23 protein-coding genes are annotated in these 21,906 nt (G+C 38.3%); 13 read left to right on the forward strand and 10 right to left on the reverse strand.

All coding sequences use genetic code 11. From position 1 onward, the window contains the following. The 7 genes from FTT92_RS12765 to tviB are packed head-to-tail and all read right to left on the reverse strand — an operon-like array spanning window position 1 to window position 7,417. Window positions 1-1,215, reverse strand: a complete 1,215-nt coding sequence (locus tag FTT92_RS12765; RefSeq protein ID WP_180172289.1) for an O-antigen ligase family protein — start codon at window positions 1,213-1,215, stop codon at window positions 1-3. Further along, complete coding sequence (locus tag FTT92_RS12770; RefSeq protein ID WP_180172290.1) at window positions 1,215-2,207, reverse strand: hypothetical protein; 993 nt, start codon at window positions 2,205-2,207, stop codon at window positions 1,215-1,217. Before FTT92_RS12770 ends, FTT92_RS12765 begins: the two co-directional genes overlap by 1 nt. After that, window positions 2,194-3,465, reverse strand: coding sequence for an oligosaccharide flippase family protein (locus FTT92_RS12775; RefSeq protein WP_180172291.1), 1,272 nt, complete (start codon window positions 3,463-3,465; stop codon window positions 2,194-2,196). Before FTT92_RS12775 ends, FTT92_RS12770 begins: the two co-directional genes overlap by 14 nt. Window positions 3,466-3,468: 3 nt before the next feature. After that, on the reverse strand, window positions 3,469-4,554 hold the full coding sequence (locus FTT92_RS12780; RefSeq protein WP_180172292.1) for a DegT/DnrJ/EryC1/StrS aminotransferase family protein: 1,086 nt from the start codon (window positions 4,552-4,554) through the stop codon (window positions 3,469-3,471). Between the two features lie 2 nt (window positions 4,555-4,556). Next, window positions 4,557-5,138 carry a UDP-2-acetamido-3-amino-2,3-dideoxy-D-glucuronate N-acetyltransferase gene (wbpD, locus tag FTT92_RS12785; protein WP_078194089.1) on the reverse strand — a complete coding sequence of 194 codons (582 nt, stop codon included), beginning with the start codon at window positions 5,136-5,138 and terminating at the stop codon, window positions 4,557-4,559. A gap of 14 nt (window positions 5,139-5,152) precedes the next feature. After that, window positions 5,153-6,097 carry a Gfo/Idh/MocA family protein gene (locus FTT92_RS12790; protein WP_180172293.1) on the reverse strand — a complete coding sequence of 315 codons (945 nt, stop codon included), beginning with the start codon at window positions 6,095-6,097 and terminating at the stop codon, window positions 5,153-5,155. Window positions 6,098-6,121: 24 nt separating this feature from the next. Next, window positions 6,122-7,417: a Vi polysaccharide biosynthesis UDP-N-acetylglucosamine C-6 dehydrogenase TviB gene (gene tviB, locus FTT92_RS12795; protein WP_180172313.1), complete on the reverse strand. Its 1,296-nt coding sequence runs from the start codon at window positions 7,415-7,417 to the stop codon at window positions 6,122-6,124. Window positions 7,418-7,835: 418 nt separating this feature from the next. On the opposite strand from tviB, the gene FTT92_RS12800 reads away from it, so the two are divergent. From FTT92_RS12800 to FTT92_RS12855, 12 genes are all read left to right on the forward strand, one after another. After that, window positions 7,836-8,891, forward strand: a complete 1,056-nt coding sequence (locus FTT92_RS12800; RefSeq protein ID WP_180022948.1) for a polysaccharide biosynthesis/export family protein — start codon at window positions 7,836-7,838, stop codon at window positions 8,889-8,891. Continuing rightward, on the forward strand, window positions 8,891-9,319 hold the full coding sequence (locus tag FTT92_RS12805; protein ID WP_180153049.1) for a low molecular weight protein-tyrosine-phosphatase: 429 nt from the start codon (window positions 8,891-8,893) through the stop codon (window positions 9,317-9,319). Before FTT92_RS12800 ends, FTT92_RS12805 begins: the two co-directional genes overlap by 1 nt. 16 nt (window positions 9,320-9,335) lie before the next feature. Continuing rightward, a complete protein-coding gene (locus tag FTT92_RS12810; RefSeq protein WP_180172294.1) occupies window positions 9,336-11,522 on the forward strand; it encodes a polysaccharide biosynthesis tyrosine autokinase in 2,187 nt (728 codons plus the stop codon). A gap of 246 nt (window positions 11,523-11,768) precedes the next feature. Next, a complete protein-coding gene (locus FTT92_RS12815; protein ID WP_078191625.1) occupies window positions 11,769-12,482 on the forward strand; it encodes an FKBP-type peptidyl-prolyl cis-trans isomerase in 714 nt (237 codons plus the stop codon). Window positions 12,483-12,536: 54 nt separating this feature from the next. Then, on the forward strand, window positions 12,537-13,229 hold the full coding sequence (locus tag FTT92_RS12820) for an FKBP-type peptidyl-prolyl cis-trans isomerase (RefSeq protein WP_180172295.1): 693 nt from the start codon (window positions 12,537-12,539) through the stop codon (window positions 13,227-13,229). Between the two features lie 193 nt (window positions 13,230-13,422). Further along, window positions 13,423-14,163 carry a dienelactone hydrolase family protein gene (locus FTT92_RS12825; RefSeq protein ID WP_180172296.1) on the forward strand — a complete coding sequence of 247 codons (741 nt, stop codon included), beginning with the start codon at window positions 13,423-13,425 and terminating at the stop codon, window positions 14,161-14,163. Between the two features lie 52 nt (window positions 14,164-14,215). Next, a complete protein-coding gene (locus FTT92_RS12830) occupies window positions 14,216-14,575 on the forward strand; it encodes an HIT family protein (protein WP_078194095.1) in 360 nt (119 codons plus the stop codon). 155 nt (window positions 14,576-14,730) lie between these two features. Continuing rightward, entirely contained in the window at window positions 14,731-15,777 is a 1,047-nt protein-coding gene (gene mutY / locus FTT92_RS12835) for an A/G-specific adenine glycosylase (RefSeq protein ID WP_180172297.1), read from the forward strand. A 67-nt stretch (window positions 15,778-15,844) separates the two neighbouring features. After that, window positions 15,845-16,372, forward strand: coding sequence for a M23 family metallopeptidase (locus tag FTT92_RS12840; RefSeq protein ID WP_168379469.1), 528 nt, complete (start codon window positions 15,845-15,847; stop codon window positions 16,370-16,372). Between the two features lie 15 nt (window positions 16,373-16,387). Beyond that, window positions 16,388-16,633, forward strand: coding sequence for a hypothetical protein (locus FTT92_RS12845; RefSeq protein ID WP_078191630.1), 246 nt, complete (start codon window positions 16,388-16,390; stop codon window positions 16,631-16,633). A gap of 20 nt (window positions 16,634-16,653) precedes the next feature. Continuing rightward, window positions 16,654-17,223, forward strand: coding sequence for a DNA-3-methyladenine glycosylase I (locus FTT92_RS12850; RefSeq protein ID WP_180128552.1), 570 nt, complete (start codon window positions 16,654-16,656; stop codon window positions 17,221-17,223). Window positions 17,224-17,247: 24 nt separating this feature from the next. Further along, window positions 17,248-18,270 (forward strand): NAD(P)-dependent alcohol dehydrogenase, encoded by a 1,023-nt coding sequence (locus tag FTT92_RS12855; RefSeq protein ID WP_180024808.1) that lies wholly within the window; start codon window positions 17,248-17,250, stop codon window positions 18,268-18,270. Between the two features lie 70 nt (window positions 18,271-18,340). On the opposite strand, the gene FTT92_RS12860 is transcribed toward FTT92_RS12855, so the two are convergent. Next, entirely contained in the window at window positions 18,341-19,777 is a 1,437-nt protein-coding gene (locus tag FTT92_RS12860; RefSeq protein ID WP_180172298.1) for a PLP-dependent aminotransferase family protein, read from the reverse strand. 107 nt (window positions 19,778-19,884) lie between these two features. On the opposite strand from FTT92_RS12860, the gene FTT92_RS12865 reads away from it, so the two are divergent. Further along, entirely contained in the window at window positions 19,885-20,313 is a 429-nt protein-coding gene (locus tag FTT92_RS12865) for a hypothetical protein (RefSeq protein ID WP_257231713.1), read from the forward strand. A 32-nt stretch (window positions 20,314-20,345) separates the two neighbouring features. Here the strand turns inward: FTT92_RS12865 and FTT92_RS12870 are convergent, their stop codons facing one another. Continuing rightward, entirely contained in the window at window positions 20,346-20,990 is a 645-nt protein-coding gene (locus tag FTT92_RS12870) for an START domain-containing protein (RefSeq protein WP_180131335.1), read from the reverse strand. Between the two features lie 58 nt (window positions 20,991-21,048). After that, window positions 21,049-21,870 carry a 4-hydroxy-tetrahydrodipicolinate reductase gene (dapB, locus tag FTT92_RS12875; protein WP_078194102.1) on the reverse strand — a complete coding sequence of 274 codons (822 nt, stop codon included), beginning with the start codon at window positions 21,868-21,870 and terminating at the stop codon, window positions 21,049-21,051. Window positions 21,871-21,906: the final 36 nt, after the last annotated feature.

Here is a 21,906-nt window from a genome sequence, read left to right on the forward strand (position 1 = left end):
TTAATATCCCTTATTATTTATGTTTCTTTTTTGCATATAAGCAAAATAAACACCGACACTCAAGCCAGCATATGGCCAAAAAACTGGTTTTGTTACTAAACATAAAAATAAGCAAAATGTAGAAATAAAAATCAATGGATATATATTCTCGTCATGCTTCTCTTTATAAAAAATAAGTAAAGAGTGGAAAAATGGAATAAATAAAAGTAAAAAATATGCAAGAAAACCTATCAACCCATATTGTTGCCAAGCTGAAAGCATATTGTGAATATAATGCCCTTCGCCAGAACGAAAATGGCTGCCATAAGCTCCAAAAAAAGGATTATTGTAAATATAATTAATATTTTGTCGATATATATATTCACGAGCTTCCCATGAACTGCTATTAGAAAAGTCTAAAATTTGTGCATGCCGACTATTCATAAACAAATTATCAATAAATTCATAGTAACGATAAAATAATAAAATTAAAGAAATAGATATAATTGATATAAAAAACAACTTATTTAACAATCTACCTTTAGAGAAAAAAAAGTTAAAAATCAAAAAAGATAATGAAACAACAAAACCTACCAATTCAGAACGACCACCACTTGTTAACAACAAAAATAATAAAACTATAGTAGAGCATATTTTAACTATTAAATTTTCTACAGAGAAAAAAAAGAAAAACCAAGTTAACATAAAAAAAAGTGAAACTAATTGATAATTAATATGCCCTTCCGAATCACCTGCATCAGTGTCAAGAGAGAAAGCGATCAAATTCATTCCATCAAAATTCAATAGAACCAATAAGAAAAAGATAAAAAATAATAAAATAAAGGATTTATTTTTTTCATAAACAAGCCGACCAGAAATAGAAAATGCTAAAAAATATAATAAAAAAAATAAACTTTCAAAAAATACTCGACTATCTAAAGCATAATCAAAATATGTAAAATTAAGCAAAGAAACAAAAGCAACATAAAGTGCAAAAAAAATAAATAAGTAAAAATATTTTTTATTAAAATTAAAATAGTTTATATTAAAAATAAAAAACAAAAAAACAAAAAACAAAAGCCCATGCAACAAAAAAGGATATTTAATACCCAGATTAAACCCATACTGAACATATAAATAGTTGTATAAAAAATTTAATGGTATTGCAAAAATCAAAAAAACCCACAAGCCAGAATTTAATAGACGTTGTTTTGAAATTTTAAAATAATTTTCCATCAAAATAAAATACCTTCAAATTTATTAAACAGGTTGGATCGATTCCACTTACCCCTATCCAAAGTACCACTCAGAATATCATTGGAGTCAAATTTATAAAAATATTCATTAAATTCCAAGTATAATATAGACTCTTCATTTATTATAGAATAAACACTTAAACCAGAACCAATATAATCAAATATTTTAGTTCCATATTCAATATTTTCATCTCTTACAATAAATAAACCAACATTAAAATCTCTTAAATAAGTTATAACATCCTGATAGCACATTTTGTTCTTGAAAGAGACATTTTCATCAATCTCAGCTAAAGACACTGCTTCCTTATTTAAATCAAAATCACAACCAACGAAAACGACATTAAATAATCGTGCTCTTTTCTTAATTTCTTTTAAAATTTCAACTGCTTTAGCAAAATCATATTCAGCAAACTTACCTACACAAATAAATTTCAAAATTTCATCATTATTAATTACATTCAAATTTTCACTTAAAAAACAATCAAAGTTAAATCCATTTTCTATTATTTTTATTTTTTTATTACATTTAAAAATTTTTGAATACTCATAATACATACCTTTTGTGCAAACAATAAATTTATAACAAAAAAAGTAAGTCACTTTCTCCAACATTAAACTCAATAAATATTTTAATTTGTTAACCTTTCCACCTCTTCCGTAGTTATTCAACAAATTTAATGACCATGGGTCTCTAAAATCTACAATTAATTTTTTTCTAAAAATCAATGCTAATAAAATCAAAACCGGCAACAAAATAAATGGACCACAACTTACATACAATTTCTTTGCCTTATTATTGTAAATATTTTTTATGATAGAAAAAATCCATATTAAATTTGTAGATTCTTTTTCTACTACACAAACATTTAAACCTTTTAAACTTAAATAATCATATAATGCTTTTGATCGTAATGAACCAACACCATTAGAAAGAGTCATCGAGACCATTATCAAATCATATTCTTTCATTTTTCAAACTCTGCATGATAACAACCAAGTAAATAAAATAAAATAAAAAACCAGATAGCATATAATATATCAATGCATTATTAATAAAAGTATTTAATATAACAATCAAACCTAAAACTCTTAGCACAAATCCAATGATTTGTAAGAATAGCGCCTTCTTTTGCTTTCCAACAATATGAAGTGACATAGAAACTGGTGAAGATAATATTTGCATAAAATACCATGGCAACATGGCCAGAATATATAAACCCACATCTTTCCAGTTTTCACCAAAAATATAGCCAAAAATAAAAGGAGAAATTACAGCCAATACAACAAATGGAACAATTGTTATTTTAAAAATTTTAAATATTATAGATTTTGTATAAGAATAAAGTGTCTTTCTTTCTAAGTGTTGGTTTGCATTTGCTAAATATACTTGTGAGAATGCAGAGCCAATTAAACCCATTGGCACACCTAAAACCTTCATAGCAAGCATTAAATAACCAACTGCTGGCCCAATTATATAGCTCGCCAAAAGAATCAAAGGTAATTGAATTGCACTCACATTCGCCAATGCTTCAAAAGTAGAATACTTGGGAAAATTGCTATACTTTGCAAATGTCGCTTTTAATGGACTGCTTTTAACAACAGCTAAATCCTTTTTGGCACTCACAGCTAACTTAAATAGCCCACCAGAGAAATTTAAAAGCTGCCCTACAATCAATCCACCAAATCCAACAGAAAACATGCCACCAGCTAAACTTGCAGCATTTCCAGATATAGCTTGTGTCATGCGAGTTTTAGCAATATCTTTAAATCTTTTATGTCGTGTTGCCCAAAACTGGAGGGCAGAATAAAACCCTGATACAAATACACCAAGTGGAATTAACCAAATCCAATAAGATAGCTGATCAATTATTTTATAATGTTGGATGTATGGATAACTTATAAAAAGTACTACATAAAGAATGATGCTAAAAATTGTATTACTCAAAAAAGACAAGAGCAATAAAGCCTTTCCATCATTTTCATTTTCTGGAATAGGGATGGCTATATCAAATCTTAAGCATGAAATTACAGCTAGAATAGCCAAAATTGCAACATACACACCTAAAACAGAATAGTCTTCTGGAGTATATAAACGCGTCAGTATAGGTAAACACAAAAAACCAATTAACTGAGCAAAAGCAGTACCTCCAACCAAGACGGATACTGCTTTTAAAAAGCCCCCTTGTGCATTTAACTTTGCATTAACTTTATCAAGAAGGCTTTTCACAACTTATTTACTCAAAAGTGCCGCAACAATCTTTTCTTGCGCTTCTGCAGTCAAGTAAGGATGCATTGGCAAACTCATTACGCGCTCAGCAATTGCATCACCTACAGGTAAGCTTACATTCGCATTGGCTACCGCTGGCTGCTTATTCAATGGAATTGGATAATGTACCGCTGTAGGAATACCCTGCTCTTTCAGCTTCGCTTGCACAGCATCACGGTTTTCAACTTGAATGGTATATTGCGCCCATGCACTCTGATTATGTGCTTCAATACATGGTGTAGTATTAACACCCGCTTCATTAAACAGTTTGGTATAGGTTTCTGCTACACGCTGACGCGCTTGCATTTCTTCATCCAAAATTTCAAGTTTTGGCAAAAGAATGGCAGCTTGTAATGTATCCAAACGACTATTCATACCTACACGAATGTGATGATAACGACGGTCTTGACCATGTCGTGCAATTTGGCGAATCACTTTTGCCAGTTCATCATCATTGGTAAAAATCGCACCACCGTCCCCATAGCAACCTAAAGGCTTACTTGGGAAGAAACTTGTACAAGCCACAGTAGTTAAGTTACAACTTTTACGACCTTTATAGGTTGCACCAAAGCTTTGCGCTGCATCCTCAATAACAGGAATATTATATTTCGCTGCAATTGCATTGATTGCATCAAAATCAGCGCATTGACCGTACAAGCTTACTGGAATAATTGCTTTCGTACGCGGGGTTATCGCTGCCTCTAATTGTTCAACATCCAAATTATATGTATTTGGATTGACATCGACATAGACAGGCGTCGCACCCAATATTGCAACTGTTTCAGCTGTTGCAATATAGGTAAATCCGGGCGTAATCACTTCATCACCCGGACCGATACCAAACGCCATTTGTGCAATTTGTAAGGCATCGGTACCATTTGCACATGTAATACAGTATTTTGCACCGACATAAGCAGCAAGTTTTTCTTCTAACTCTTTTACCTCAGGACCTAAAATGTATTGACCATGTGTTAATACATTTTGAATACCCGCTTCAATCTTATCTTTTAAACGAGCTTGCTGAGCTTTTAAATCAATAAATTCAATCATGTTTATGCCTGTTCTTTGATTACAGTGCTACCAGACAATCGGTATATCGCACCTGTATGGGAACACACAGATTCTGCATTACCGGTTAAAGGTAAATCTAACTGTTCACCGAACTCACTCATCCAACCAATTTGTTTTGCTGGAACACCTACCATCAATGCATACGCCGGTACGTCTTTATTAATGACTGCACCAGCACCGACAAACGAGTATTCACCAATCGTTACACCACAAACAATAGTACAGTTCGCACCCAGTGTTGCGCCTTTTTTAACCAAGGTATTACGATATTGGTCTTTGCGTTCAATTAAAGAGCGTGGGTTATACACATTGGTGAAAACCATGCTTGGTCCACAAAATACACCTTCTTCCAAGGTCACGTTATCGTATACCGACACGTTATTTTGAACTTTACAATGGTCGCCAATAACGACTTTATTGCCAACGAATACGTTTTGTCCTAAAGATACGCCTTGACCGATTTTGGCACCGCCACATACGTGAACAAAATGCCAAACTCGCGAATCGCTTCCTATTTGCGCACCTTCATCAACAATCGCTGTTTCATGTTGATAAAAACTCATAATCATTCCCTGATTTATTTTACTTTAGCTAATAATGGATGTGGGTTCGCAGGGTTTTCCACAATAGGAGCAACACGAATGACTTCTACTGTTTCAATTGCTGCTCGGTTTTCTTCCACACCGTAACCTTTGCCTTCCAAAATACGTTGATAACTCTGCGTATGTAAATCTGTAAAACCGCCTGAAAATTCTAATTCTTCATTTTCAATCGTAATACTACGGTAAGTTAGCTTTTCACCTTTTACAGCATTTGATGGCAGGTTATTTGCATCGATAGACAAGAACCAACGAACACGAGCACGTTCATATTCTAAATAGCCAGATGCAGTTTTTTCATCACGATAATGCACTTCATTTTTAATGATATCACCAAAAATGAAATGCAGCATGTCATAGAAATGCACACCAATATTGGTTGCTACGCCGCCAGATTTTTTATCTACACCTTTCCACGATTTTAAATACCATTTACCACGTGAAGTTAGATAAGTTAAATCGACATCAAATACTTTATCAGCAGGCGCAGCTTGTACTTTATCGCGTAAAGCAATAATTGAAGGATGTAAGCGTAATTGAAGAATTGAGTTTACTTTTGCACCATACTGTTTTTCATACTCAGCTAACATATTTAAGTCTTCTGAATTTAAAACCAATGGCTTCTCACAAATCACCTCAATACCATTTTTTAGGGCATATTTCATATGAGGTGCATGTAAATAGTTTGGTGAGCAAATCGCAACGTAATCTAATTTCTGACCTTTAAGCTTCTGATCTTCAACATAGGCTTCAAACTGTTCAAACTCAGTAAAAAATTCAGCCTCAGGGAAATGACTATCCATAATCCCAACAGAATCGTTTACATCCATAGCAACGGCTAAATCGTTACCTGTTTCTTTAATCGCTTTTAAGTGACGTGGAGCGATATAACCAGCAGCACCGATAAGGGCAAATTTTTTCATTTATAAAACTTCTTAATTTTCAGATTAGAGACGGAATACAGTAAAACCTTGAGCAGTTAATTGATCGCGATCGAACAAACTTTTCACATCTGCAATGACAGGTTTTTCGGATTTCACCAAATTACGTAATTCTAAAGCGGACATATCACGGAATTCATTATGACCCACTGCAACGACTAAACTATCAACTTGGTGTTCAGCATCAACCTGACCTAATTCAACACCATATTCATGCTGGACTTCTGCTGCATCTGCCCAAGGATCACAAACCACAACGTTTACGCCCCATTGTTTAAATTCAGCAATGACATCCGCAATTTTACTGTTACGAATATCAGGGCAATTTTCTTTAAATGTCACACCCAAGATACCGACAGTTGCAATGGTTACATCGATCCCATTTTTAACCATATGTTTAATGGTAGATTGAGCAACATATTGCGCCATGTTGTCATTAATACGGCGGCCCGCCAAAATTACTTGTGGGTTATATCCCACTTCTTCTGCTTTATGTGTCAAATAATACGGGTCAACACCAATACAGTGACCACCCACCAAACCTGGACGGAAAGGTAAGAAGTTCCATTTACTACCAGCAGCCTCTAATACATCTATAGTATCTATATTTAGACGATCAAAAATCACTGACAACTCATTTACTAGCGCAATGTTTAAATCACGCTGCGTATTTTCAATCACTTTAGCTGCCTCTGCGACTTTAATACTTGCAGCTTTATGAGTGCCTGCTGTGATAATACTGCTATATACAGCGTCAACTAAATTTGCGATCTCAGGTGTGCTACCACTGGTAATTTTTTTGATCTTGGTGAGTGTATTTACTTTATCACCAGGATTAATACGTTCTGGACTATAGCCTGCGTAAAAATCTTGGTTAAATTTTAATCCTGATATTTTTTCAATAACTGGAATACAAACTTCTTCTGTTGCGCCTGGGTAAACCGTCGACTCGTAAACAACAACATCGCCCTTAGATATTACTTTGCCTATCGTTTCACTTGCTTTACGCAACGGAGTTAGATCTGGTCGGTTTACACCATCAATCGGGGTTGGCACAGTCACAATAAAGAAGTTACATTTTTTTAAATCGTCCAAATCAGCTGAAAATTGTAAATATTCTGCTTTTTTTAATTCTTCAGGCGAAACTTCTAAAGTGTGATCTTGACCACTTCTTAATTCATCGATTCTTTTTTGATGGATATCAAAACCAACAACTGGGCTTTTTTTACCAAATTCAACAGCTAAAGGTAAACCTACATAGCCCAACCCAATTACTGCTATTTTTAGTTCCGAGAGTTGCAACATTCCAGAGCCTTATAATTTATGATTTAATCATGTGAAAAACGCCTCATAATATAGCAGAAATAGCCCTTATATTTTTCGGGAATTATTATTTTTCGTAATCAAAAAATATAACTGCAAAATTCAACGTTTATTTTTTATCCAATATATTAATATTTGATTTTTAACACCAATTACTTAAATGAATTTATTATGTATTCATTAACAAATATGTGTTTTATTTCACACAATAATCATTACACTGTAGCAACACATTTTGACAGCAAATCCTAGGATGTTTACTTTACATAGTATAAAATGCTGCGTTATATATTTTAAAAATCAGGCGATTGCCTTTTTTACAATTCAATTATTTTTATAAGTAGGATTTCGAGTGAGTTACTATCGTTATAGCTTCTTGTTAGCACTCAGTTTAGGTATGACGGGTTGTGCAATCACATCAGGTCTTCAAACATATGATTTACCAAAAGAAGGTGTTTTCCAAACAGATCTAGGTTCAACTGTAAATGTCATCAAATTATCACAAGACAATTTAGCAGCCGTTCAACCCGCACAGATTAATCAACAAAATTTTGCTCACCTTTTCAATCAACAACAACAACAATATCGATTAAATTCTGGTGATATTTTATCCATTTATTTATGGGCATATCCGGAAATAACGCCACCTACAAATACCATTAGTAATGAAGAGGCGATAAAATCAAACGGTTACCAAATCGACCAAAATGGTTATATTCAATTCCCTATTATTGGCCGATATAAAGCTGCCGGAAAATCCCTAACAAAAGTCAATCAGGAGTTACGTAGCCAACTTGCCCGCTATTTAAAAACTCCAGATGTGATTGTTCGCGTTCTTTCCTACCAAGGCCAGCGTTATTCTGTCCAAGGTAATGTAATGAAAGGTGGTCAATTTAATCTCACCGACCAACCTACCAGCGTATATACTGCACTTGGTCTTGCTGGCGGTGTGAATACGCAATTTGGCGATAATACGTCTATTACCTTGGTACGCCAAGGACAAACTTACAACTTAAATAGCATTCAGTTAGAAAAGGCTGGCTATTCACTACATAATCTACTCATACAGCCTAACGATACAATTTATGTCAATTCACGCGAAAATCAGAAAATTTATGTAATGGGTGAATCTGGTAAAAATCAATCCCTACCAATGCGTGATCAAGGAATGAGTTTAAGTGATGTCTTGGGCGAAAGTCTTGGGGTAAACTCGCTTTCTGCAAGTCGAGGTAAAATCTACGTAGTACGTAGTGATATGAATAGTCCGATGACCGAAATTTATCATTTGGATTTAACCAGTATTGGTGACTTTGGACTCGCAAACCAGTTCAGAATGCGTAGCAACGATATTGTATATGTTGATGCATCTGGCTTGGCACGTTGGCAGCGCGTGATCAATCAGGTGATTCCTTTCTCAAATATGATCTATAACATCGACAGAATGGGTCAATAATGTTATTTAAAAATATTCTGGTGGTGTGTGTAGGTAATATTTGCCGAAGTCCTATGGCAGAATATCTTCTGAAAAAGAATCATCCCGATCTGAATATTTATTCAGCGGGAATCTCAGGCATGGTTGGACATCCAGCAGATGAAAAAGCTCAACACTGTATGCAAAAAATTGGCATCGATATGAGTGGACACATTGCGCAAAAATTAAATGCTGAACTGATCAAGAAATCAGATTTAATTTTAGTCATGAGTTCAAATCAACAAAAGCATATTGAACAAACATGGCCATTTGCAAAAGGAAAGACTTTTCGTTTAGGCCATTGGCAAGGTAAAAATGTGCCTGACCCATATCAGCACGATCAAGCTTTTTTTGACCAAACCTCAGAACTGATCCAATCTTGCGTTGCAGATTGGACTAAACAAATTTAACTTTTGATGTACGATTATGAGCCAAAATATCAATACAGAAGATACAATTGATTTAAAAGAATTATTTTTCTCTCTGATTGCACAGTGGAAGTTAATTGCATTATGTGTAATTTTAAGTCTTGTTTGTGCTTTACTTTATTTAAGAGCAACACCGGATACTTATTCAGTCAATGCTTTAGTACAAGTGGAAGAGAGTAAAGGGACTTCTGCTGCACTCTTAGGTGATCTATCAGGCATGATTGATCAAAAGCAGCCTGCCCAAGCAGAAATTGAGATTCTTAAATCACGTTTAGTTCTTGGTAATGTCATTCAGAGTTTACATCTCGACCTAAAAATTTCCGGTACAGAAAATTCTTTCACTGATCGCTTATTTTCCCCGCATGAATATGTCACAGAATATAAAAATAAATCAGTCGTTTTCAAAGATAATGAAAAAAGTTTTGAAATTCGCCAATTTGATATCCCTACACAATATCGTGACAAGAACCTTGGTCTCCAATTTCAAGAAAATAAACTTTCTTTAATTGATCTAGACACTGACCAAAAAATATTAACAGCACCATTGAACCAAAAAAGTTCTTTGCGAACAGCAGAAGGTCTTTGGGAAATCTCAGTTTATAGCAAAGATCAATTCAAAGATGACTATTTAATTCAAAAGCAGTCTCTCCCTGCTGCAGTCGACAGTATTTTGGCAAACTACTCAGTTGCTGAAAAAGGTAAAATGACGGGCGTGCTTGGTCTGAATTACCAAGGTCAAGATAAAGAACATATTACTCAAGTTTTAAATGCCATTTTAACAGCCTACAGCCATCAAAATATTGAAAGACGTTCGGCTGAAAGTGCACAAACATTAAAATTCCTAGACGAACAACTCCCTGAATTAAAACAGCAGCTTGATGTCGCAGAACGTGAATTTAACAAATTCCGTCAAGAGTTTAATACCGTCGATGTAACCAAAGAATCTGAACTATATTTAACTCAAAGCGTCACTCTTGAAACTCAAAAAGCTGAATTAGAGCAAAAAGTTGCTGAAGCTTCTGCGAAGTACACTAGTGAACATCCAGTGATGCAACAAATGAATGCTCAATTGGGTGCAATCAATAGCAAAATTGGTGAATTGAATACCACCTTAAAAAAATTACCAGACCTACAACGTCGTTATTTACAGCTCTATCGTGAAGTTGAAGTCAAGCAACAGCTGTACACTGCTCTACTTAACTCTTATCAACAATTACGAATTGCCAAAGCTGGTGAAATTGGCAATGTCCGTATTGTGGATACCGCTGTAGAACCAATTCAACCGATTGCACCGAAAAAACTACAAATCTTGATACTTTCAATTTTCCTCGGTGGTTTCCTCGGTACATTACTTGCACTACTACGTAACATGCTACGCTCAGGAATTAAAGATTCTTCAGAAATTGAGAACACCCTTGATCTTCCGGTTTATGCCACTGTGCCACGTTCCCCTGTTCAAGAAAGCCGTATTAAACTCTTGAAGAAGAAGAAAACAATTCCAGTTCTTGCAGTTAAAAATAGCGATGATATTGCAATTGAAAGCCTGCGCAGTATGCGTACTGCCATTCACTTTGCACTGACATCTGCAAAAAATAATCTGATCATGATTTCAGGGCCTGCACCAGAAGTCGGTAAATCATTTATTTCAACCAACTTAGCTACGATTCTTGCGCAAAGCGATAAACGCGTTTTAATTATTGATGCCGATTTACGTCGTGGTTATTTAAACAAATACTTCAATCATGACAACCAACCAGGCCTTTCTGAGTATTTAAATGGTCAGCGTGATCTAGACAGCATCATTAAAACCACTGAAATTCCAAATTTAAGTGTGACTACTCGCGGTAAGAGCCCTTCTAACCCATCTGAGCTTTTAAGTTCTGGTAAATTCAAAGAATTCTTAGATTTGATTTCACCGATGTTTGATCATGTGATCATTGATACCCCTCCTGTACTTGCGGTGACAGACGGTATCATTATTTCGCAATTTGCTGGTGTGAATCTGGTGATTGCACGTTATGCGAAAACTCAGTTGAAAGAATTAGAGTTAACCGTGAACCGCTTTGAACAAGTGGGTGTGAAGGTCAATGGTATTATTCTAAACGACATTCAACGTAGCTCAGCTGGTTATGGTTATGGCTATAACTATTCTTATGGTTATAAAGCTTCAAAAGACCAAGACTAATTTAAGCGTATTCAAAAAGCCACCGAATACGGTGGCTTTTTTTTATTTGCGAAATTTATATTGCATGCATCTTTCTGTATAAAAAATGTTTTATATATTCATACCGTTATAGTATAAAAATAAGAACATGACTATGATGATCTTTCCTGCACCTTACCTGATCATAGAGATAGGTAAGCGCTGAACAGGAAAAGTCTGCTAGAATTTCAGCAACTTTTTACATATAAAATAATTGTGGGAAAATATATGAGTAAGGCCCTACCTATCGCTGTCGCTGTATTACTCGGCGGTGCCGCACTTGTTCCTGTTTACTATGCAACTAAAACGCCTGCTACGCAATCAGCAACATCAACTCAACCAGCTGCAAATGCTTCTGCTGTCGCTAAAATCAGTTATGCCCTTGGTTATGAAGTTGCCCATCAAACACCTCCAGAATTAGATATTGATAGCTTTGTCACTGGCGTTCGTGCAGGCCATGCTCGTGCAAAACCTGCATATACTGAAGAAGAATTACAAAAAGCATATGCTGAGTTCCAACAAGAAATGCAAAATAAGCAGCTCGAAAGCAATAAGCAAGCACAAAGTAGCAGCGATAATTTCTTAACGGAAAACAAAAGCAAAGCTGGGGTTAAAACTACAGCTTCTGGTTTACAGTACCTAACAACGAAAGAAGGTACAGGTAAACAACCGCAAGCCACATCAGTTGTTAAAGTTCACTACACAGGTAAGTTAGTGGATGGCACAGTATTTGATAGTTCAGTACAGCGCGGCGAGCCAATTGAATTTCCGTTGAACCAAGTAATTCCGGGTTGGACTGAAGGTCTGCAGTTAATGAAGGAAGGTGGCAAAGCTACTTTATATATTCCCTCAAACCTAGGTTATGGTGCTCAAGGTGTTCCAGGAACAATTCCACCGAACAGTACTTTAATTTTTGATGTAGAACTCATTGAAGTTAAATAATAAAACCGGTACAGGAGAGCTTTTCGCTCTCCTGCTTTATTTTGAGACTCGGTCATGAAATTACAGATCAGTATGTTGTGTTTGGCACTCTGCTCAAGCACTGTATTTGCCAAAGATGTCAGTAATAAAAGTAGTGCTGCAGAACAAGTCGGTTATAGTTTTGGTTACTTAATGGGACGCAGTAATGCTGAATCCATTAAGGATTTGGATATTGATGCATTTGTTGCAGGTTTAAAAGCAGCTTCTAAAGGTCAAGCTTCGTCATTAACAGATGAAGAAATGACCCGTGCCTTAACCCAATATAAAAAGCAAACCGAAGCGAAACAATTGATTGAACTGAAACAAAAAGCGGATGCAAATGCGACTATTGGCACTGCGTTCCTTGCTGAGAATGCCAAAAAACCAGGTATGCAGGTCACGAAATCTGGCCTGCAGTATCAAGTCATTCAAGCCGGCAAAGGTAAGTCACCCAAAGCCAATTCAACAGTGAAAGTTCACTATGAAGGGCGCTTAATTGATGGCACTATTTTTGATAGTTCAATTGCACGCAACCAACCAGCGATGTTCCAAGTGAGTCAAGTCATTCAGGGTTGGACAGAAGGTCTACAGTTGATGAAAGAAGGTGCAAAATATCGCTTCTTCATTCCTGCAAATTTAGGCTATGGTCAAATTGGTTCAGCAGATGTCATTGAGCCAAACAGCACACTGATTTTTGATGTAGAGCTCATTGAAGTTCTCCCGAAATAACAATACTCCATTCAGGAGCATCGACAAATCTCGGTGCTCCTCAATATTTCTTCTTTCCATTATTTTCTTTTACAATTTTTTTGATTAATTTGACTTAAAATTCACATTGATATCTTATATTTATTTCACAAAAACCAATTTCCATTTATTTTAAATTTTCATCAACTGCGTAGCCGCACATAAGGATTTGACCATGACCGTTAAAATTAAGACTCGCGAAATTCAATATACAGCAGCGGATGGAACTCAACTTTTTGGCTATTTTGCCGCACCAGAGTCAGACACTGCGATCGCAGGTGTGTTAGTTGCCCCGGAATGGTGGGGACGCAATGAATATACCGAACAACGTGCGCGCGAATTGGCAGAACAAGGCTATGCTGCTTTCGCTTTGGATATGTATGGTGACAAAAAAGTCACCACAGATGCCAAGCAAGCTTATGAATGGATGATGCAGACTTTTGATCATGCCAACACCATTGTGACCCGCGCGTCTGCTGCATTAAACACTTTGGCACAGCAAAAAGAAGTAAATGCAGATAAACTCGCAGCTATAGGCTTTTGCTATGGCGGAAAAGTCGTGCTGGATTTAGCTCGTTCAGGTGCTGCATTAAAAGCTGTGGTGACCTTCCATGCAACACTTGCTACAGCGACTCCTGCACAAACAGGACAAGTTCAAGCAGAGATTTTAGTGCAACATGGTGAGCTCGACTCGATGGTGAGCTTAAATGATGTTGCAACCTTTAGAAATGAAATGGATGCTGCCCAAGTGAAGTATCAAATCAATATTTTTGAAGGCGCAAAACACGGCTTTAGCAATCCGATGGCGGACGAACGTGCCAAAGCCAACGGCGTAGATTTAGCTTATAACGCTGCTGCAGAACAGCAAAGCTTAGCAGCCATGTATGCCTTGTTAGCACGCCAGCTTGGTTCTTAAAGCCATAAGAACCGATACACAATATTTAATTTATAAAAATGAGGAGAGCACAATGACAGATCTCAATTGTCCATATTGCAATTTTGACGAATATGACGTTATTGCAAAAAATGATTTTGGAGTTGTACTTCCTGAACCACACACACTGTCTAAAGGACACGCTGTCATTGTCCCGCTACGTCACGTTGGTTCTTTTTTTGAAATTACTGATAAAGAACGTAAAAGTTTAATGTCCTTACTTGAACAAGCACGTAATGAATTAAATTTACGTTATCAACCTACTGGCTTTCATATTGGGTTTAATGATGGACAAGTTTTTGGCGAAGCTACTGAACATGTGCACATTCACATTATTCCACGTTATGAAAACCAAACGTTGGCGCTTGATTCCCGCTGGGGCTTTAAAAGCTAAAATTTAAAAATTGACACTCACTAAGGAGCTTCGGCTCCTTTTTTGATAACCGCTATTTTTGCATTTCCCCTGATATACAGATTTCGTTTTGAACAAAAAGAATACCTATAGAAAGATGTATACTAGGCGGGTTTTTTCAATTTTGACTGTTTTGCATGTTTAACTTTTCTGATGCCCTTCTCGACTGGTTTGATGTCCATGGTCGTCATGACTTACCGTGGCAAGTGAAGGATGACCCTTACAAAGTGTGGGTTTCAGAAATTATGCTACAACAGACTCAAGTCAAAACCGTCTTACAATACTTTGATCGATTTATTCAACGATTTCCAACTGTTGAAGATTTAGGTCATGCTTCTTGGGATGATGTGGCACCCTATTGGGCTGGCTTAGGCTACTATGCACGGGCTCGGAACTTACACAAAGCCGCGGGTATTGTTGCACGTCAGGGACATTTTCCAAGCAATCTTGAGCAGTGGATGGAACTACCGGGCATCGGCCCGTCTACCGCAGGTGCGCTGATGTCTTTAGGTTTAAGACAATATGGCGTGATTATGGACGGCAACGTCAAGCGAGTATTGTCTCGTTTCTTTGCTATTGAAGATGATTTATCGAAACCTGTACATGAACGGGCCATGTGGCAACTGGCGACAGAGCTCTGCCCCACTGAACGCAACCACGATTATACCCAAGCGATTATGGATCTGGGTGCAACTGTATGCACGCCGAAAAAACCACTCTGTTTATATTGTCCCATGCAACAGCACTGCAAAGCACATGCTCAGGGTTTAGAAACTGAATTACCTTATAAAAAGCCTAAAAAGCCTGTTCCAGTGAGAGAGGCTCAAGTCATGCTGATTCAATCTGCAGGAGAATGGCTGTGGATACAACGTCCGAATAGCGGTCTATGGGGCGGTCTGTGGTGTTTACCTATTTTTGATCAACCCCATGAGTTTCAATCCTACACTCAGCAGCTTGGACTGAAACCTACCAACACTCAAGTGCAGATATCACATAGCTTTACCCACTTCACTTGGCTTTTAGAAGCTACTGTATTTACCGTTGCTGCCGATCAAAAAGAGCATTTAGCCATTGAATGCAACGCACAGTGGTATACCCCGATACAAGCCACTGCACTCGGTATTCCAACCGCCATGAAAAAACTCATTTCTACGCTAGAACTCGAAAGCCATTCTATGCCATAGTTTTGAACTGCTCATCAATTGTATAGGGACAAATGTGACTCAAGGATTTTTTCAGCTTCGCAAAGGATTGTTTGGCGGTATTGGTTTTATTTTGCTTTTACTCAGCGCCTGTACGTCGACTCCACCCAAACCATCAGGCAGTACATTGCCTGCTCATGAAGTGAAAAAATTACAAAACATGCGTTTATCCAATCAATTGCCTGTTCCTGTTCATCAAGTCAAACGAAGTGCGCTCAAGGATACTTGGGGCGCAGCGCGTAGCCAAGGGCGGAGCCACGAAGGCATTGATATTATTGTTCCACGTGGAACAAAAGTCCTCAGTGCTACAGAAGGTTTAGTTGCTGACTTACGTAATAACAATTTGGGTGGTAAAGTGATATGGATTATGGGGCCCGCAGGCTCTTGGCATTATTATGCGCATCTTGATGGTCATAAGCGTGGCTTAAACGTCGGCGACTATGTCAAAAAAGGTGATGTCATTGGCTATGTAGGTAATACTGGCAATGCTCGACATACTGCACCACATTTGCATTATGGCATTTACTTGGGTGGTAAAGGTCGCAATGCCGTTAACCCCTATCCGTATTTACGTTAATTTTAGGAAACATACATGTCAGAAGCGTTGATCAATCGTCTGGTGGAATTTGCAGAATCTGGTAATCAACAAAAAATCAGCCTCAATGGACAGTCTTATCAGGGCTGGATCATGGAGATCACTGAAGAAGCATTACTCATCAGCACCGGCTACGCAGACAAATCAGGTAAAGATGTATGGATTCAATTTGCCGATCTCGATCAAGCGGAACTGTTGTATTGGGACAATAAAAACGATCAATGGACTGTCTTTAAAATTTAAGTCAAAAAGGAGCATTCAACATGACGATACAACGCTGTGCTTGGTGCTCCGAAGATCCTTTGTATATTTCCTACCACGACACTGAGTGGGCTAAACCTAGTTTTGATGAGCAGCATCTCTTTGAAATGCTGTGTCTTGAAGGACAACAAGCGGGGCTGTCTTGGATCACTGTGCTGAAAAAACGGGCCTGTTATCAGCAGCATTTTTTTCAATATCCCATTGCCGAAATTGCAGCGTTGAGTGACCTACAATTACAAGAAAAATTACAAGATTCAGGTTTGATTCGCCATATCGGCAAACTCACTGCCATTCGAGATAATGCCAAAGCATGGCAACAGTTAAAAGCCCAAGGGATTCATCCTGTGGAATTTCTTTGGAATTTTGTCGAAGGACACATTGCCAATAATGATGTCGTTGAATATCGCAGCGCCCCTGCACAAACCGCTCAAAGTCAGGCCATGTCCAAAGCATTAAAAAAGCATGGTTTTAAATTTGTCGGCCCAACGACTTGCTATGCTCTGATGCAAGCCATCGGCATGGTCAATGATCATGAAAATCACTGTGACTTTAAATACACGCACGAAGAATGACCTCAAAACATAAAGGATAGAATAATGAGTGACAATACAATCCACGCCTATGCAGCAATGAACAGTGGTGAAGCCCTTGTTCCCTACCAATTTGATGCAGGTGAATTACAAGCCCATCAGGTTGAAGTCAAAGTCGAGTATTGCGGTCTTTGTCACTCAGATATTTCTATTATCCAAAATGATTGGAAATCTTCGGTTTATCCTGTGGTCCCAGGACATGAAGTGATTGGAACCATTACCCAACTCGGCAGCGAAGCAAAAGGACTCAAAGTCGGACAACGTGTAGGCATTGGCTGGACAGCAGAAAGTTGTCAACACTGTGACTCGTGTATCGATGGTCGCCAAGTCCAATGTACCGGAACCAAGACAGCGACGATCGTCGGTCATGCAGGTGGCTTTGCCGACAAAGTCCGTGCTGGCTGGCAATGGGTTATTCCGCTTCCAGATGATCTCGACCCAACCAGTGCTGGCCCTCTGCTCTGCGGTGGGATTACGGTATTTGATCCCATTTTACAGCACCAAATTCAGGCCATTCACCATGTTGCCGTGATCGGCATTGGTGGATTAGGTCATATGGCGATTAAACTGCTCAAGGCTTGGGGCTGTGAAATTACTGCGTTCAGCTCAAACTTAGATAAAACCGATGAACTTAAAGCCATGGGTGCTGACCATGTGGTGAATAGTCGTGATCTTGCTGCAATTAAAGCTCAGCGTGGGAAGTTCAATTTGATTTTAAGCACGGTCAATGTGACGTTGGATTGGCAAGCCTATCTTTCAACTTTGGCACCGAATGGAAGCGTTCACATGCTTGGCCTAGCACTTGAGCCGATGCAAATCCCCGCAGGTATGCTGATCAGTGGTGCTAAATCTGTCACTGGCTCATCAACAGGCTCTCCTGCAGCACTGCGTGAATTACTTCGATTCGCCGCACGTCAAAATATTGCACCTCAAATTGAAATGTATCCAATGTCTCAGGTGAATGAAGCGATTGAACGTTTGCATTCAGGAAACGTGCGTTATCGTATCGTGTTGAAAGCTGATTTTTAACGGCAAAAATCTAAGCCAAGAAAGCCTGCTGTATGCAGGCTTTTTTGTGTCCTTTATACACTCATCAAAATTAGACGGTGCTTGTATTTATGCATTCCTTACGCACCCAATCTGCAAGCAATAAAATTGCCTGCTGAATATCTACAGACAACTCATGCCCGGCATTTAGACGAATACAGTTGTTATAACGATTGTCCTCACCAAAAATTAAACCTGGCACAATATTGATGCCATGTTTTTGCGCATGGTAATACAGCGCCAAACTGTCTATTTGTTCAGGCATCTGCAACCACAGTGCATAACTGCCTTGAGGCCGATTTAGACGGATATCAACCCCTTGAAAAGCATCGTAAATATACTGACGATACTGCTCGACTTGCACCATTAATTTAGGACGCAATTCAGCAAGATGTTGGCGATACGCACGACTAAAAATCAAATCGGCAAGTCCTAACTGCAAAGGCGTATTCACCGAATCATTTTGCAAAAGTAATTTGGGACGCAAATGTTGCAAATGTGGTGGAAGACAAAACCACCCCACCCGATAAGAAGGCGATAAAGATTTTGAAATCGACCCACAATAGATCACATAGCCCGCCCGATCCCAATATTTGATAGGCAATGGTCGCTTTGCATTGAAACTACACTCAACATAAATATCATCTTCAATTACATAACATTGATATTTTTCAGCCAGTTGTGCAATTCGTTCCTTATCTTCATTACTTAAACAAAAACCCAAAGGATTTTGAAAATTTGCAGTCAATAAGCATACTTTCGCGCCTGAATCCCGCATTGCCTGCTCTAAACGGTCTAAATCAAAACCTTCCGTATTGGCAGGAATTTCAACAATTTTCCGCTTCAATAAAGCCAATAATTGCAATTGCCCGTTATAGTTCGGCGTCGGGACAATGACACTCTCCCCTTCCGCACTCAGATTTTGCAACATCACTGACAAAGCCGGCATACAACCATTGCTGATGTAAATATCATCCTTAGGCATGTAAAAACCATCTTCAGCCCAATGTGCCGACAAAGCTTCACGCAATTGTGGATGACCTTGCCGATTGTTATATAAAAAATCTTCTGGTTTACAATGCTTTAATGCCCTTTGGATTGAACGTCTGAGTGCTTCAACAGGAACAAAATTGGGGGACAACTGAATTGAACCCAAATGAATCAGGCGGCTATTTGCAGATGCTTCATGGATCTGAATTTGCAATTCTAAATTCGAAATTTCACGAGGTCGGGAATCAAAATCAGGATGATTCGGCACGGCAATTTGCTGGGCTTTCTGTGAGACTTGCACAAAATAACCAGACTTTTCTTTGACATAAATCAGGCCTTTGGCTTCAAGTAATTCATAGCAGCGTTTCGCGGTATTTAAACTGATCTGATGCTGCTGTGAAAATTGACGTAGCGCATACAGACGCTGCCCTGCGGCCAATTCACCACTATAAATTTTCTGTGCCAACTGCTGCGCAAGCTGCTGATATTGAAAAGCCATCTGTACCCTTTTTTTAATCATTCTTGTATCTGTACCCATTAAGTTAACAGATTTAAGCTGAATGCATCAGGTTGATATCTCAAAAATAACGATAGGGGGACAATTAAATGAATGACTTCACGCAGCTTCGAGCGGGTCTAATCATCTTCAGCACACTCACGCTTATGGCGTGCCAACCCGAACAGCACACTCAAGCTCAAAGCCAGCAAAATTTTATCTGTAAATCTTTAATTCAAGGTTTTTTGAGTGCCCAAAAACTGACGCAATATGAACTTGAGCAGATCCAACCGATCACCAGCGGCGGGTTACATCAAAAGCTATATATTTATAAAGCCAAATCTGAAAACGGTATGAATATGATGCCGCAGCAAGCCAAACTTCGCTTTGCCTGTGAACAAATGACCGCGCGGCAATTTCAAATCAAGTTACATCCGCATCAATTTCCAGAACAAACCTTACTCAGTATCGAACTTCCAGAAGCACAGCACATGCAGCAGTTGACGGCATTTCGTCTGCCTGATCAGCAAAGTCATTGATCGTTCATATTGAACTAAATCATTGCTAAGGCTTATTTTAAAATTTCGGGAAAGGTCACAACAGTTTTGCTTTTACCCAGCTGCACTTTCATTTTTTGTAGCATTTGGTAAGGCTGTTGCTGCACAAACATATTCACGAAACTGAGCGGAATGGAGCCTTCCGGATTGGCATAGCCATAGGTCGACACTTTGACTTTTTGATTGCCTAAACGCTGGAAGGTCCAATCGCCCTCATAGTCGGTTAGACGTACATAATTGGGATTGATCGGATAACCTTTTTTAACTGCTTTATTTTGGATGCTAATGATGCCTTGTGCATCTTTACGCATTTTGCCTTGTACCACTAAATCACGGTCTTTCAAGGGAAAAGGAAAATCCAACACCATATATAAACTGAATTCACCTTTTTGGTCATCACGGGATAAGACTTTGACACTGCCCATATAAGGGACCCAATTCACTGCATTTTCCACATCTAAAATCAGGGAAACCGCTTTTTCAATGGGTACATCAAAACTGGTTTCAGCTTTGTATTGAAAGACAGGATTTTGAGCATTTTGGTAGGTCCAAACCTTAATATTATTTTTATTAATCGTGAGTTTGGCATTATCCATAGTTTTCGCTTGTACTGCCGCAGTGAATGCGACAGCACAGGCCATAAAGATGACTTTTTTCATTCCATTGATCGTCTTATTTTAATTTTATGCTGTTGTTATAACGGATTTTAACGCGCTTTTATACGTCAATATCGTTAAAACCCAGTACATCTTTCATATCGTACTTACGTGCTTCACGACCAACTACCCATGCAGCTGCACGTACTGCACCAGAGGCAAAGTTCATACGGTTGGTCGCTTTATGGGTAATTTCAACACGTTCACCATCCGCAATAAACATCGCAGTATGTTCACCGACAATGTCACCACCACGAATCGTTTGGAAGCCAATGGTTTGACGTTCACGTGGACCCGTATGACCTTCACGGCAATATACAGCATCTTGTTTTAAGTCACGTCCTAAAGCACCGGCAATGGCTTCGCCCCACATTAGCGCTGTACCTGATGGTGCATCAACTTTATGGCGATGATGGGCTTCAATCACTTCAATATCTACAGTATCGCCAAACACTTTTGATGCCAATTCAAGAAGTTTGATTGAAACGTTTACACCGACAGAATAGTTCGCTGCATAGACTACTGGGGTTTCTGTTGCTGTTTCATCAAGATAAGCTTTTTGCTCATCATTCATACCTGTGGTACCAATGACAATCGCAACGCCTGCTTCACGGCAAAGTTTAAGATGCTGTGCTGTTGCTGCAGGTGCAGTAAAATCGATCACGACATCACAATCTTTTAAAACTTCAGCAAGGTTACCAACAACCTTTACGCCAACCGCGCCAATCCCTGCAAGTTCACCGGCATCTGCACCGACCAAGCTACTTTCAGGACGTTCTACCGCAGCAGCCAATTGATAGCCAGCTTGCTGAACCGCCTGAATTAAGATGCGTCCCATACGACCGCCTGCACCCAAGATACCAATACGTGGAGCTGCTGACATAACATTTTCCTAATGTTGATTCGAAATTAGTCTTAC

This window comes from Acinetobacter sp. YH12023 (assembly GCF_013420135.1).
Classification (GTDB): Bacteria; Pseudomonadota; Gammaproteobacteria; order Pseudomonadales; family Moraxellaceae; genus Acinetobacter; species Acinetobacter amyesii.